The 13,274-nt window shown below is 38.5% G+C and carries 16 protein-coding genes; 6 read left to right on the forward strand and 10 right to left on the reverse strand.

Features of this window, described 5'->3' with window-relative positions; all coding sequences use genetic code 11:
- Window positions 1-265: 265 nt before the first annotated feature.
- From WNY79_RS12725 to WNY79_RS12735, 3 genes are all read left to right on the forward strand, one after another.
- Window positions 266-1,315: a hypothetical protein gene (locus WNY79_RS12725; RefSeq protein WP_342876027.1), complete on the forward strand. Its 1,050-nt coding sequence runs from the start codon at window positions 266-268 to the stop codon at window positions 1,313-1,315.
- A gap of 93 nt (window positions 1,316-1,408) precedes the next feature.
- The gene (locus WNY79_RS12730) at window positions 1,409-2,122 is read left to right on the forward strand and encodes a response regulator transcription factor (protein WP_342876028.1); all 714 of its coding nucleotides are present in this window, start codon (window positions 1,409-1,411) and stop codon (window positions 2,120-2,122) included.
- A 77-nt stretch (window positions 2,123-2,199) separates the two neighbouring features.
- The gene (locus WNY79_RS12735) at window positions 2,200-3,465 is read left to right on the forward strand and encodes an ATP-binding protein (protein ID WP_342876029.1); all 1,266 of its coding nucleotides are present in this window, start codon (window positions 2,200-2,202) and stop codon (window positions 3,463-3,465) included.
- A gap of 338 nt (window positions 3,466-3,803) precedes the next feature.
- Here the strand turns inward: WNY79_RS12735 and WNY79_RS12740 are convergent, their stop codons facing one another.
- Window positions 3,804-4,673 carry a DMT family transporter gene (locus WNY79_RS12740; RefSeq protein ID WP_342876030.1) on the reverse strand — a complete coding sequence of 290 codons (870 nt, stop codon included), beginning with the start codon at window positions 4,671-4,673 and terminating at the stop codon, window positions 3,804-3,806.
- A 238-nt stretch (window positions 4,674-4,911) separates the two neighbouring features.
- Here WNY79_RS12740 and WNY79_RS12745 point away from each other — a divergent pair, with 238 nt between their 5' ends.
- Window positions 4,912-5,295, forward strand: coding sequence for an MAPEG family protein (locus tag WNY79_RS12745; RefSeq protein ID WP_342876031.1), 384 nt, complete (start codon window positions 4,912-4,914; stop codon window positions 5,293-5,295).
- Between the two features lie 74 nt (window positions 5,296-5,369).
- Here the strand turns inward: WNY79_RS12745 and WNY79_RS12750 are convergent, their stop codons facing one another.
- The 3 genes from WNY79_RS12750 to WNY79_RS12760 form a co-directional block, all read right to left on the reverse strand.
- Window positions 5,370-6,581, reverse strand: a complete 1,212-nt coding sequence (locus tag WNY79_RS12750) for a TonB family protein (RefSeq protein WP_342876032.1) — start codon at window positions 6,579-6,581, stop codon at window positions 5,370-5,372.
- Between the two features lie 9 nt (window positions 6,582-6,590).
- On the reverse strand, window positions 6,591-6,965 hold the full coding sequence (locus WNY79_RS12755) for a BlaI/MecI/CopY family transcriptional regulator (RefSeq protein WP_007377323.1): 375 nt from the start codon (window positions 6,963-6,965) through the stop codon (window positions 6,591-6,593).
- Window positions 6,966-7,073: 108 nt separating this feature from the next.
- Window positions 7,074-7,772, reverse strand: coding sequence for a pseudouridine synthase (locus WNY79_RS12760; RefSeq protein WP_342876033.1), 699 nt, complete (start codon window positions 7,770-7,772; stop codon window positions 7,074-7,076).
- A 90-nt stretch (window positions 7,773-7,862) separates the two neighbouring features.
- Here WNY79_RS12760 and WNY79_RS12765 point away from each other — a divergent pair, with 90 nt between their 5' ends.
- A complete protein-coding gene (locus WNY79_RS12765; protein WP_076925562.1) occupies window positions 7,863-8,168 on the forward strand; it encodes a DUF6482 family protein in 306 nt (101 codons plus the stop codon).
- A 41-nt stretch (window positions 8,169-8,209) separates the two neighbouring features.
- Window positions 8,210-8,617 (forward strand): GNAT family N-acetyltransferase, encoded by a 408-nt coding sequence (locus WNY79_RS12770; protein WP_342876034.1) that lies wholly within the window; start codon window positions 8,210-8,212, stop codon window positions 8,615-8,617.
- Between the two features lie 9 nt (window positions 8,618-8,626).
- Here WNY79_RS12770 and WNY79_RS12775 read toward each other — a convergent pair whose 3' ends face one another.
- The 6 genes from WNY79_RS12775 to dapF are packed head-to-tail and all read right to left on the reverse strand — an operon-like array spanning window position 8,627 to window position 13,232.
- Window positions 8,627-8,983: a HopJ type III effector protein gene (locus WNY79_RS12775; protein ID WP_182721006.1), complete on the reverse strand. Its 357-nt coding sequence runs from the start codon at window positions 8,981-8,983 to the stop codon at window positions 8,627-8,629.
- 21 nt (window positions 8,984-9,004) lie between these two features.
- Window positions 9,005-10,108: a retroviral-like aspartic protease family protein gene (locus tag WNY79_RS12780; RefSeq protein ID WP_342876035.1), complete on the reverse strand. Its 1,104-nt coding sequence runs from the start codon at window positions 10,106-10,108 to the stop codon at window positions 9,005-9,007.
- A 28-nt stretch (window positions 10,109-10,136) separates the two neighbouring features.
- Window positions 10,137-10,844, reverse strand: coding sequence for an HAD-IA family hydrolase (locus WNY79_RS12785; protein WP_342876036.1), 708 nt, complete (start codon window positions 10,842-10,844; stop codon window positions 10,137-10,139).
- An 8-nt stretch (window positions 10,845-10,852) separates the two neighbouring features.
- Window positions 10,853-11,797, reverse strand: a complete 945-nt coding sequence (locus WNY79_RS12790) for a tyrosine recombinase XerC (RefSeq protein WP_294114292.1) — start codon at window positions 11,795-11,797, stop codon at window positions 10,853-10,855.
- Window positions 11,794-12,405, reverse strand: a complete 612-nt coding sequence (locus WNY79_RS12795) for a DUF484 family protein (RefSeq protein ID WP_024598822.1) — start codon at window positions 12,403-12,405, stop codon at window positions 11,794-11,796. Before WNY79_RS12795 ends, WNY79_RS12790 begins: the two co-directional genes overlap by 4 nt.
- A complete protein-coding gene (dapF, locus tag WNY79_RS12800; RefSeq protein ID WP_024589649.1) occupies window positions 12,402-13,232 on the reverse strand; it encodes a diaminopimelate epimerase in 831 nt (276 codons plus the stop codon). The genes WNY79_RS12795 and dapF overlap by 4 nt, the downstream gene beginning before the upstream one ends.
- Window positions 13,233-13,274: the final 42 nt, after the last annotated feature.

The raw sequence follows: 13,274 nt of genomic DNA on the forward strand, positions 1-13,274 counted from the left end.
GCCTTATCAACAGGCTAAATCGTTATAAAAGTTAAAAGAAAGTTGAGTCGTTTAACCATCTAAGTTAGTAGGACAGTGCGATCGTATCAAGTGATTAATACTTCATTGTCAAATTTATGGATTCAGAAATCTAGAGCAATTAATGAATAATTCACCGTACAGAATGTAAGTTTTTTACATACATTTGCAAGACATATAAGTGATATTAGTAATTGTTGGTTTCCAATACACTTACTCCAGCTTAAGAAACTGAACTGGAGATACCATGAACACAATTTTGAAATATATTTGCCCAATTGTACTTGCCATAGCTTTAGTTGCTTGTGGTGGAAGTAACAGTACTAAGAGTGAGCCGATTACAACGGCATCAGATCCTACAGATAGCTCAACAACAATTACTCAACCTGAAGCAGTTTATAACCTTCATCCTGATGACGTTGCGGAATATGTTGAAGAGTTTAAATATAAGTATGATCAATTAGAGCTGCAAATTGATGGCGTGCAATATGATATATCGGTTCATTCTACTGATGTAAAGGGGAAAGTTGTATATGCCAGCTATGAAAAAGGTTTTTTGTCTTTTGGCTTTGACTTTATTGAAGGGGTACCCTTGGCTCACCTCTATGTAATAGAAACTGGGACTGGAGATCTAGGGGCTGCTCAAGAGGAAGTGGACGCATATTTGTTTGGCTATGACATATCGATTGAATTTGATGATGATAATGCCATTTATACTGGTAGACTTAATAATACTGCTCAACAAGATTACAGTGTTCGCCTTGTTATTAATGATTCTGTAGTTTCGAGTGGTAGTACAACATTAGCAATAGAAGGAACTATTGCAACAGTAAAAGGTGAATTAGGCACAAAGACTTACATACAGATTCAAGATCTTGTAAATAATAACCCTGAAGTTACAACGTTACTCTTACAAACTATTACTGGCTCTGTTGATGATGATATTAACTCACATACAGGAAGGTTGATCCGTAATGCTCAGTTAACAACAAAAGTAGAGAAAGGTTCTAGAATATATTCTGGAGGTGTAGATTTATTTGCATCTGGTTATCAACGTGTATATGAAAGCGGTGCTATAGTTGGCGTGCATTCTTGGTGTTGTGAATCTGGCAAAACGGCTGACCAGTTGAGCGAAGATGACCCTGCTCACAAATCACAATTAACTTATTTCCGTGAAATGTTAGGTGATGAATTAGGACCTGAGTTTTATTTCTTTACTATTAATGCTGCTCCTTTTGATAGTATTCATGAAATGTCTGATGAAGAAATGAGTAAATACTTACTCAAAGATGATTAAATAAAGTACTTAGAGGGGATGTTATCCCCTTACTAACTTTTCGGTATTTGTTATACTCAAAGTTTGCTAATCATATACGATACTTTGAGCGCTATGAACTTTTCTTCAAAAATACTCTTAATAGAAGATGATGAGGAGCTTTCTCATTTACTAACAAACTATTTATCAGGGTATGGTTTTAATGTAATAGCTCTTAATTCTGGGGAGAACGCCGTAGAAGTTATTCTTACTCATGACCCTGATATGGTTATATTGGATTTGATGTTACCTAAAGTTGACGGTTTAACCATAGGAGTTCAGTTAAGAAAACAATTTAAGGGTATAATTTTGATGCTCACTGCAAGTGCAGATGATATGGATCAGGTTGCGGCACTTGAAATGGGAATTGATGATTTCATGCAAAAACCCGTTTTACCGCGAGTTCTTTTGGCAAAAATTAAAAACTTACTTTCTCGAAAAGCCTCTATTCAAGAAAAAATCCTAATTCAACCTTCTAATAAAGAGCGGACCTATGGGGCGTTATGGCTAAGTAACCAACTCAAACGGTGTAAATTAGATAATCAGTTAATTCATTTAACCCCGTCTGAATTTTCATTGTTATGGCACCTTGTCGAAAACTCAGAGCAAGTAATCAGCCGAGAAGAATTAATTAAATCTTTAAGAAACATAGACTATGATGGACTGGATCGATCGATTGATAATAAAGTCTCTCAAATAAGAAAGAAGCTGAAAGATAATGCTTCTAGACCACAAGGGATAATTACTGTGCGTGGTAAAGGTTATATGTTCGTTCCTGATTTTTGGTAATCACACATCTAATTTATTTAGAAGCTATCTAAGTTCTCTTTGAGAACTATACTTCGCTAACTTGAAAAGTTTTTATCATGGCTAGACTATTTTTACCTTTGTATTTTGGTTTACTGTTTACATTGTATTTATTTTTTATAATGTTACATATATTAAATACCTACTTGTATGTTGATGTATACAATATTATTGATGCTGATAACTTTTCCGCAGAAGTTATCTTACTAAATGAGCTAGAAAAACACATATCAGAAGATAAACAAGAGCATCTCCTGCAATTAATCGCTGAACGTAACAAAGTTATTATTGAACCCATATCGAAATCTGCTATTCCTCCTAACATTCGTAATGAATTAACATCTCAAGATGTCTGGGTTGACGATGAATTTTATGATTACTTTAAAGTCTTTTCTGGCGAACAGTATTATAGAATGCGTGAAGATGAATCAAATGAATTGATTCAATTAACACATAAGTTAGATAATTATATTGTTCTTACTTTGGTTTTTATGGTTGCACTTTGCTGCTTTATTTGGTTTTTTAATTTACATCGAAAGCTGAGATTAATTGAAGCAACTGTAGTGAATATCAGCGAAGGGGAACTTTTTGCAAGAGTGCCTACGAAAAGCTCTCTGAGAGTGGGAAGACTAAATTCTTCTTTAAACGATATGGCTGAAAGATTAGAGCGACTGTTAAGTAGTCATAGGCGACTAGCCCTTTCTCTTGCACATGAAATTCGCTCCCCTCTATTTAAAATGCACTTATATATAGAGCTATTAAGCAAAATAATAGATAAATCGTCACAAGAGCATTTTAGTGGTCTAGAGAAACAGATTTTTGTTATGGAAGAAATGGTAGAAGAGTTACTGCAATATGCTCAAATGGAAAGAGCAGAACTAAAGTTAGAACAGAAATCAATTGAGGTAGGGGATTTTTTAGCATTAAATTGCGAAAATTTTCAACAGGAGTGCAAGAGTAAAATCCACCTCAAAATTGAGTCACCCTGTAATCTAATTGCGGATGGCTCTTTATTGTCAAGAGCAATAAGAAACCTAGTGATAAATGCCGACAAATATGGCAAAGATAATATATATATAACCGTCCAAAAACAAAATAAAAATATTAATATCTTTATAGAAGATGATGGGCAGGGAATAAAAAAGGAAAATAGCGAACGGGTTTTTCAACCATATTTTCGACAAGAAGTTCATTCAGACAGGGCAGGATTTGGGCTCGGTTTGTCTATTGTAAAAGAAATAGTTGATCTTCACGGGGCGAATATTTTATTGTCGAATAGTAGTTATGGGGGAGCTAAGTTTACGCTTATATTCGAATTGGGATAATGCTCAGCAGTTGTACAGTAGTATAATGATCAAGGTAGTCAATAAGTTAGCGCTGGCTACCTCATCTTCATGAGAAAACATAATCTTGTATTTTCGATGAAGCCGTGCAGGGAGCTGTCATGATAATGCGGGTGCTGAAAGCTTTTTTACAACAATTAAAAAACGAATAATTAAGCATAAAATATATTCGCCACGCGAATATACGAAAGCTGAAATATTTTATAGATAAGTTTTACAGTACAAAAAAGTGCTAGCTACGCACAGGCGGCGTTTCACCTGCTAAGTTTGAAAAGGCTACTATCCTGAGTAAAAAGCTGCCTGGTGAAGGCTTTGCAAGTTTACATAACCAATATGGCAGCCACTGCAATCAATAATAGCCCTGCGCTTTCCTGGTGTTTTGGTGGTTGTTTTAGCCAAAGCACAGCAATTAGCATCGTAAAAAACACTTCCACCTGTCCAAGCGTTTTAACATACGCCACGTGCTGCAAGCTCATTGCACTAAACCAACCAATTGAGCCTACACAGCTAAAAATACTAACGGCTGTTGTAATACCTTTATATTGCCACAGTTTACTGAGTGTTTGCGGCTCTTTTAATAATAAATAGCCAAGTAGTATTAGCGTTTGTAGGCTGATTACAAACAGTAAAACCCAAGCGGCAGAATGTGGGAATAGTAACCCTGAATTTAAACTCGCTTCTCGTACCCACAGTGAGGTAAGTGCAAAGCAAGTACCACAAGCAAGGCCTAGTAATGCAGTTTTAGCATTAAAGTGTTTAACGCTTGTTATGCCGCTGAGCAGCAATACGGCAATAGCGCCAAAAAACACACCAAGCCAACCAAGCAAAGAAAGTGCCGAGCCAAAAAATAATACACCTAAAATGGCAGCTACTAACGCCTCGCTTTTGGCAAGACCAGCACCTACAGCGTAATTATTCATTTTAAACAACTTAACCATTAAACCGGTAGCAAGTATTTGCATAACGCTCGCGCCTACAATAAATCCCCAAAAGGCATTATTAAACGTAGGCATGGTGGTATCTTGATATTGATACAAACCATATAAATACACGGCAGCAATAGGGCCTGCAATAATAAAGCGGGAGAGGGTTACGCCAGCAACACTCACATCGTTACTTAATTTACTTTGCAGGGCATTACGCCATGCTTGCATGAAAGCGGCTAAAAAAGTGAAAAATATCCAAGTCATGATTGTCATCGTTAAAATGTAAGGCAGTAAAGTTAGCAAGCTTTGTGAAGTAAAGCGATTCATTAACCGTGATGTTGAATATTCATCATCTGCGACATTATGTCGCACGGATTTGAGGATAAATTTAGCTATAGTAGGTCTGATGTTATTGTTAGCCGCCAGAGTTTGTCATAAACGTATCTGGCGGCTTTTTTATTGCGCTTATGCTAAATTATCCGAAACATTAAAAGGATAAATTATGACAACATTAGTTGTATGTGCATTACTTGCGGTATTAATGCCTTACTTTGCAAAAGTGCCGGTTGCTATAGCAATGGCAAAATTAGGTCGATACGACAATAAACACCCAAGGGCGCAACAAATAAAATTAACTGGCTTTGGTGCGCGGGCGCTCGCTGCTCATCAAAACTGTTTTGAATCGCTTGCTGTTTTTGCTGTCGCTATTGCAGTTGTACTGGGCACTAACTCTGTAGGTGCAGTGACCGAAATGTTAGCGGTTACGCATATTGTGTCGCGTATTTTGTATTGCGTATTTTACTATATGAACCTAGATATAATTCGCTCATTAGTGTGGTTTATTGGTTTGGGTACGGCCATTACCATGATTGTGGTGAGTTTATAACTTTATAGCGTAAAACCACAAAGCAAGCAGCCTAAAAGGGCGCTTGCTTTGTAGTCTTGAACAACCCGGTGGCGTTAATGCGATACTTTAATTCGCTCAATTAAATCGGTAGGTGCCACTTCACTATTAATCGCAAAATCTAGTTGTACAAGTACATCTTCAAAACCTGAATCAGATGCTTTATATTTCCATTTTGCTAGTGCCTCTTTCGCTGATTTATCAAAAACATCTTTAGGTTTAGATTGAATAACACTAATGTTTTTTGTTTTACCGTTTGCTGCAATATCGTATTTTAATACAACAGAGCCGCTGATCCCTTGTTGAGCTGCTTTTATTGGGTAAGCAGGTTCAATGCGTATTGTTGGTGAAATATGTTCCTCTTGCGTTTTATTTACTTCTGGTTGCTTTGCAATTGCTAAGCCGCTTAGCATGCTTGCGGCTACAAGTAATAAGCCACCTTTAGCAAACTTTGAACGCTCCCCGCTGTGTTTTATATTAGTAAGTCGTTGTAACATCGTTTTTTTATCTCCGTAGTGTGAATAAGCCATAAGTCCTGTGGGCGCATTTGCCGCACAGCTTATTAAGGCTTTGCTGTATAAAATGTGTTGTTGTGTGGTTTTATTGGCAAGTACCCGTTCATCACAAGTCAGCTCTTGTAGACGGCGCATGCTTGCGTAACAAGCCCAAGCTAGTGGGTTAAACCAAAGTAAAATAGTAGGCAGTAATATAAGTGCGTTTGTTAGGTTGTCTTTGCGTTTAATGTGTACGTTTTCGTGCTCTAAAATAAGCGCTAATGTGGCTTTATCGAATTGCGCATTATAGTTACTCGGTAACACTAGCTTGCTGTTTAAAATCCCGATCACCATTGGCGTGGCCACATATTGGCTGGTATAGGCATTAACACCAGCGGTAAGAGTGCCTTCAAATTGGGTTAACTCAGTTAACTGCAGGCTTTTAACAAAACGGGTATGTGTAATAAAACTAGCTATTAATAACCCTGCGGTAATAAGTAGATACATGAGCGCCCAGCTAATACCCATTCCATGTGCAAAGGGCTGGTTAGGGGTGATTAAATAATGGCTAATATTGCTACTTTGCAGTGGTTTAACCGCATTTGGTAAATTAGCAATAACCAATGCTGCAGGTAATAGCCATGCTAATTTATATACAAACCGTGAGCCAAGGGCTTTTAAACCAAATCGCTCGAGTAAAATAAATCCACAAAACAAAATACTTAATAGTAATTGCTGCTCAATCAACCAATTAAAACCAGTTTGAATAACCATGTTAATCCCTTACTTTTGGTTTTTTTCCCAGTCATCTATAACTTTTTTAAGCTCGTTTATATCTTGCTGAGAAAGCTGCTCCGATTTAGCAAAGCCACTTACAAGTGGCGCAATACGCCCACTAAAAAATCGCTCAATAAAGTTTTGGCTTTCTTTTAGGGTGTAGTCGGCGCGCTCCATACAGGGAGTATAAATATATTGGCGACCTTCTTTTTCAAATGTAAGTGCGCCTTTTTTTACTAGTCGACCTAGTAGCGTTTTAATGGTTTTTTCGTGCCATTGCTTATCGTCGCTTAAGCGCTCAATTATTTGGCTCGCGGTGGCGGGGTAGTTAATCCAAAGTGCGTCGAGCACGTCAAACTCTGCTTTTGATAACTCAATCATGCTATTGCCTACAAATGTAATCTTTAATTAAAGACTACACCTGTAATCTTTAATTGCAAGTTTATTTTTTAACTTTTTAGCGTGTTATTTAACCTAATAGGCAGGAGGTTAGCTGTGGGCTTTTAAAATATCAGCTTTATTAATGCGAATATATTGCCCTTCAGGGAGGTTTAAACTTTCTAGTGCAAGGTCACTAAATTGCGCTCTATATAAATCAATAACTTTGTATCCGCAGTAATGCGCCATTTTACGTATTTGCCTGTTTAGCCCCTGCTTTAAAACAATACTAAACTGGTTACTGGCTATTTTACTTACCTCACAAGGTAGGGTTATGTATTTATCAACGGGTACGCCTGCTGCCATTTTGTCACAAAAAGCATCGTCTAAAGGCTTATTTACGGTGACTAAATAATGTTTAGGCTGGTGGAAATCAGGATGTATTAGTTGGTTACAAAAATCCCCATCGTTGGTCAAAATAAGCAAACCACGAGAGTCTTTATCTAATCGACCAATAGGGTAAACACGGGTGAGTGTAGGCAAATGGTGAATAAGGCTGGCTGGATCATCAATATTTAATTTGCAATCAATACCCACTGGTTTGTGATACGCAAAATAAACTAAATCTGCTACGCCTTCAATTTCTTGCCCGTTAACTATTACAGTGTCTTGCTCATCAACGTGATCAATATGATTCGCTGGGCGATTATTTACAGTTACAACACCTTCATCAATTAAACGCGATGCTTGTTTACGAGAACAAATACCCGCATGGGCAATATATTTAGCGAGTCGGATTTTTGTGCTCATAACGTGTGATGCCAGCGGCTAATAAAAATTTGATCGCGATTATAGCAAAGCTGCGTATCGATACTGTTAAATTTAATTAAGGCAAAAATTATGGGTATTAAATTTTCACAGTTAAAGAAGCATGAGCCGCTACAAAAAGTCATTGTTCACTCGTTAGATATGGCGCTTTATCAAGTATCGGTAATGATTAATAACGTTGAATATTATGTAACAGAAGACAGTGGTGAGTTTTTAAGAGCGCTAAGCCCACTGCATGTTCAAAAGCGTTTTGACAAAATAGCATATGCACAGATGATATTAAGGCAAACTAGTGCTTATGACGAAATGTGCGGTCAGCCAGAAAAAACCGGCAGCAATATGCTTGAAGTACCTTATGGTAAAAATAATCTGTATTGATGGTATGAGTTTGCTAACATTCACTTTTTAAGAAGCGCAATATGTACCAATTACAAGCAGATCACTCCGACGTATTAAGCTCTATACTACGTGGTAAAATAGTTGAATTTAACGCCCAGCATTTTGATGCGCAAAGAGTGCCATTAGGCTATAAATTTACTGATGAGCAAGATGAGCTTGTTGCCGGTATTAGTGGGTGTGTGTTTGGAAATTGGCTGATGGTTAGTTGGCTTTGGTGTAGCGATAGTGCGCAAGGTAAGGGGCTTGCAGATAAGTTGCTAACGGCACTTGAGCAAGCTGCTATTGAATTAGGTGCAACAACTGCTCAGCTTGATACACTTGATTTTCAAGCAAAACCCTTTTATGAAAAGCGCGGTTATAGTGTTAAGTATCAACTTAATAATTACCCACGCTCAGGTACGCGTTACTTTATGGAAAAGCCACTTTAATTTTGCTGGCTATTTTTCTTTTAATGGCTCGCCTTCAAAGGTAACACCTAAAAAAGGTGTTGCCTCTGGTGCTAACATAAACGTGCGAATGTTCATGTGATCATCCCCTTTAGGGTTTTGCAGCACGTCTTCTCGGTAAAACTTACCAAAACAATCCAACGTATTTTGTTTACTTAAGTCGTTTAATTTAGCAAACGCAAAAATTTTACACGATCCGTTGTTCTCACTCGCAGCGCTAAGTAATCCATGGTTATTAAAGCCACATGCAGTAAAGTCGTAATTTGCTTCAATCACCGCCATTGTATCGGTAAATTGAATGCTTTTTGGGTTTTCTGCAAGGGTTTTTAAATAGTCATTTAGTGTCATGTGTTACCTTTGGGTTTTTAATTATTTAGCGCTCAACTCTAGCTCATCTGTTTGCTGATTTATATTGAATTTAAATCGCGATAGAAAGTTCATTCCTAGCAAACCTTGCCCGCGGGTGTTTTCAATACTCAACACTTCAAAACCATAAATAATTTGCGAGCCCACTTTAAACGATTCAATTTGATAACGCTTTACAATAATTTGACCGTTAGCTGTATTTACCGTTACATCGCCTAAATATAAAGGTTGTGGCGAAATTTGCTCAATTATACTTGTAGGTAGCGAGGTCACGCTTGCGCCAGTATCAATCATTAGTTCGGTCGATAGATTATTATTTATTTCGGTGTTTATTAAGTAATGTGCGCCGTAAGGCGTTAAAGCAACGAAGTCGTCTTGCGATTGTGCTTTATTGATCATCGCTTGCAGTGTTTGCACTTGGCTTTTTAGATTGTGCTGGTTTGGCATTCGATCAAGCGTTGCTTGTGCGCTAATTAAATCGCCTTGCTGATAATAGGCGTACGCAAGCGGGTATAAAAGCTGTGCGTTATCGCTTTTATAATCAAGCCAAATTTGTGTTTGCTCAATAATAGCTTGCCAATTTTGTTGCTCAGTTAATGTGTGTAATTCGTTTTGAGTGAGCGTATTTAAGCGTGTATTTGCATTGCTTTGCTGATCAGCAGATAGCAACGGAAACAACTCAAATAAAGCAATAATGGCGTTTTGTGTTTGCTCGCTACTTATTAAATACTCAACCTGAAAGTTAAGTAATTCTACGTTATAAGGGCTGTTATTTAATAGCGCATTGAGAAATGACTCGCTGAGTAATAAATTGCTATTTAGCCATGTTTTAAGCTGTACTAGCCACGATGAATAGAGTTTTTTTGCACTTTCTGGATTGCTGTTTTTTAACTGTTGATAGCTATTAAGTGCGGCTTCAAATTGGTGTTGTTTAAATTGCTGCTTTGCTGTATTTAGTAACGTATTTTGTTGTTTAGGTAATACACTTTGCTGGGTACTTTGCGTTTTTTGTACTTTAGTTAACGCGGGCTGCGGCCATAATAAATAAGCGTTAAGGCTAAGTGAGCCAATTAATAGTAAGGTGATTAGCTTGGCATAGTGGCTCATTATTACCTCTTATTTAATGCAATTGGTATTATTTAATAAAGTGCGTTAATGCATGAATATTGGCTATTTCAATATCAGCCAGCCCTTTATAGCTATAATTAGCGCCTTGGTCGTTTAACCATACCGATTGGCAACCGGCATTATTTGCGCCTTGCACGTCGGTATCTAGGCTATCACCAATATGTAAAATATCGCTTTTAGCAACGTTTAAATGTGCGGCTGCTTTATCAAATAAAGTGGTATGCGGTTTTGCTTTACCGTGCATACCCGCTTGCAGTACTAGCTCAAATTTATTGTGTAAATTAAAGCGTTCAATTTCTACGTTACCGTTAGTAATTGCAATAAGAGTGAAATGTTTTGCCAAGTTATCCAGCAGGTTAAGTATGTCATCGCTAACCACTATGTTGCTACGTGCATCGGCAAAGGCGTTATACGCTGCATCTGCATGAAGCTCTACATCATCGACGTTTAAATTTAACTTGGAAAGCGCTAAACGCAGTGTATGTTGGCGCCATTTAGTGACGTTATCGGCAAGTTCTGGTGATTGTAATACGGCTTCGTTACGGCATAGTTGCCAGTACTTTGGACCTTGTTCTTGGTAGCGTGGTACTGCGTTTAAATAATTTTGCTGGGCTTTAACGGCTGCTTTTATAATAGGATGGTTGCTGTATAGCGTGTCGTCTAAATCAAAGCTCATGACAGAAAATGGCTTAATAGCACGATTAAATCGGATCATATTACTTCCTAATCAGTTCGTTTTTTTGCGCGAGGATGGGTGTTGTCGTACACCTTGGCTAAATGTTGAAAATCTAAATGCGTATACACTTGTGTAGCCGACAAACTACTGTGCCCTAATAACTCTTGCACGGCGCGTAAATCACCAGATGATTCCAAAATATGTGACGCAAACGAATGGCGTAGCTTATGCGGGTGAACTTGCGAGCTAATACCTTGTTTCATTCCCCACTCTTGCATACGCAGACGCACTTGGCGAATCGAAATACGGTTTTTTTGGCTACTTAAAAATACGGCTATTTCATCGGGCTTTGCAAACTGAGGGCGTATTGTGAGCCATTTTTTTAGTGCGTCTAACGCTTTTTTACCCACCGGAATTAACCGCTCTTTATTGCCTTTACCACGCACTAAAATTTCGCCATTGGCAGCGCTAATATCTTGCATGTTAGCGCCAACTAACTCGCTTATACGCAGCCCTGATGAATACATCAACTCCATCATCGCTTTATCTCTAATTGCGAGAGGTTCGTCGTCGGGTATTTCGAGTAAGCGTGCCATTTGATCTACATCGAGATTTTTAGGTAGAGGCTTTGCAAACTTAGGGCCTTTTATACCTATTGCCGGATTATGGTAGTGCGATTGCTCGGCAATATTTTTTGCTTTTAAAAACTTATACAAGCTGCGAATACAACTGAGCTTTAAGCTAATTGTACGGCCACTTAATTGTTTTGAGCGCAGCGCCATGCTGTAGCGGCGAATATGCTCGCCTTGCACGCCAAACCAGTCGTCACACAATTTGCTAAAATAAAGGGCAGCAAAGCCAAGTTGGCTTACGTATTGGTTAACTGTGTGCGCTGAATATTGTTTTTCAAACTTTAAATAATCGCTAAATAGCGTTATGGGTGTGCGCCAGTTGTCGCTTAACTCAGTGGTATTAGGCGCATCGTCACTCATGCTAGTTTTTGCAACCGCAGATGTAATGCGTTTATAAAGTCGAGTACAAAAAGATTATCTTGAGCGGGCTCAAAATGGTTTACGTTACTGCTACCAAACGCCAAAATAGCGATAGGGTGCTTAGTGTCGCCAATTAAATAAATTGCGGCAGATTGTGTATCTTCACTAAATAATTGTTCGCGCTCTTGCTGATTAATACGTCCTAAATAATGCCCTGAATGGGTAAGGCGATGCGCAATAAGCTCGCCGTACTCGGGGTTATATTTTACTAGTTTGCAGTCGTTAACATCTTCACTTGAGCAGATTATATTACGTAGATTATTTGCAAGAGTGTCAAAATTGTCATGATTCCAAAGCTGGCGATGGCACTGGCTAAACAAACGATATACAAGCTCGTTTTGCGTTGCATGCTTGCTCATAGCGTCTATTTGGCTTTTTAAAAGCGTGTTGTGCTCGCGTAATTGGCGTTGCTGAATATGTACTAGCGACGTTGCACCTTGAGCTTGTTGTTGCAGCTCAAGTTGTGCAAGCAGCTCAGGATGATGAACTAGAAAATCAGGATGTTGTTGTAAGTAAGCAATAACCTGTTCTTTACTTAGCTCGCTCATAGCGCTACTTGCCCGTCGAACACATGCTCTGCGGGGCCTGTCATACGTACAGGATGACCTTCACCACTCCAACGTACTTGTAAGCTACCGCCTGGTAAATCTACTTGAACGGTTGTTGATAACTTATTTTGCATATGACCAATAACCATTGCTGCACACGCACCTGTGCCACAAGCTAGGGTTTCGTTAACGCCGCGCTCCCACACTCTTAATTTAATATGTTCTTGCGATACAACCTGCATAAAGCCAATGTTCGCTTTTTGTGGAAAACGTTCATGGTTTTCAAGTAATGGACCCAATATATCAACTTGTGCGGTGGTTACGTCGTCAACCTCTAGCACACAATGCGGGTTACCCATAGATACCGCGCCACTAAATACAGTGTGTTCTTCGGTTCTAATAATATAAGTAAGCTCGCGTTTGCTGGCTTTTAACGGAATTTTACTTGGCTCAAAATTAGGATGACCCATGTTAACGGTTACTTGACCGTCTTTTTCAATGTAGAGAGTTAAGTTGCCCGACTTGGTCGACACAGTAATTTTATGCTTGTTAGTAAGGCCTTTCATGCGTACAAAGCGTGCAAAGCAGCGTGCGCCGTTACCACATTGTTCTACTTCGGTACCGTCGGCATTAAATATTCGATAATGAAAGTCGAGATCGGGAGAGTACGGCGCTTCAACCATCAGCAATTGGTCAAAGCCAATGCCAAAATGGCGATCTGCCAATTTTTTGATTTGATCTCGCGACAAAAAAACATTTTGTGTAATGTTATCAATCACAACAAAGTCGTTGCCTAAGCCGTGCATTTTGGAAAAATTAACTAACATAGCGCTCTAATTCGGTTTTGCTCTGTGCTAATCATGCCACAG

The sequence above is a fragment of the Pseudoalteromonas sp. AS84 genome (assembly GCF_038900255.1).
Classification (GTDB): Bacteria; Pseudomonadota; Gammaproteobacteria; order Enterobacterales; family Alteromonadaceae; genus Pseudoalteromonas.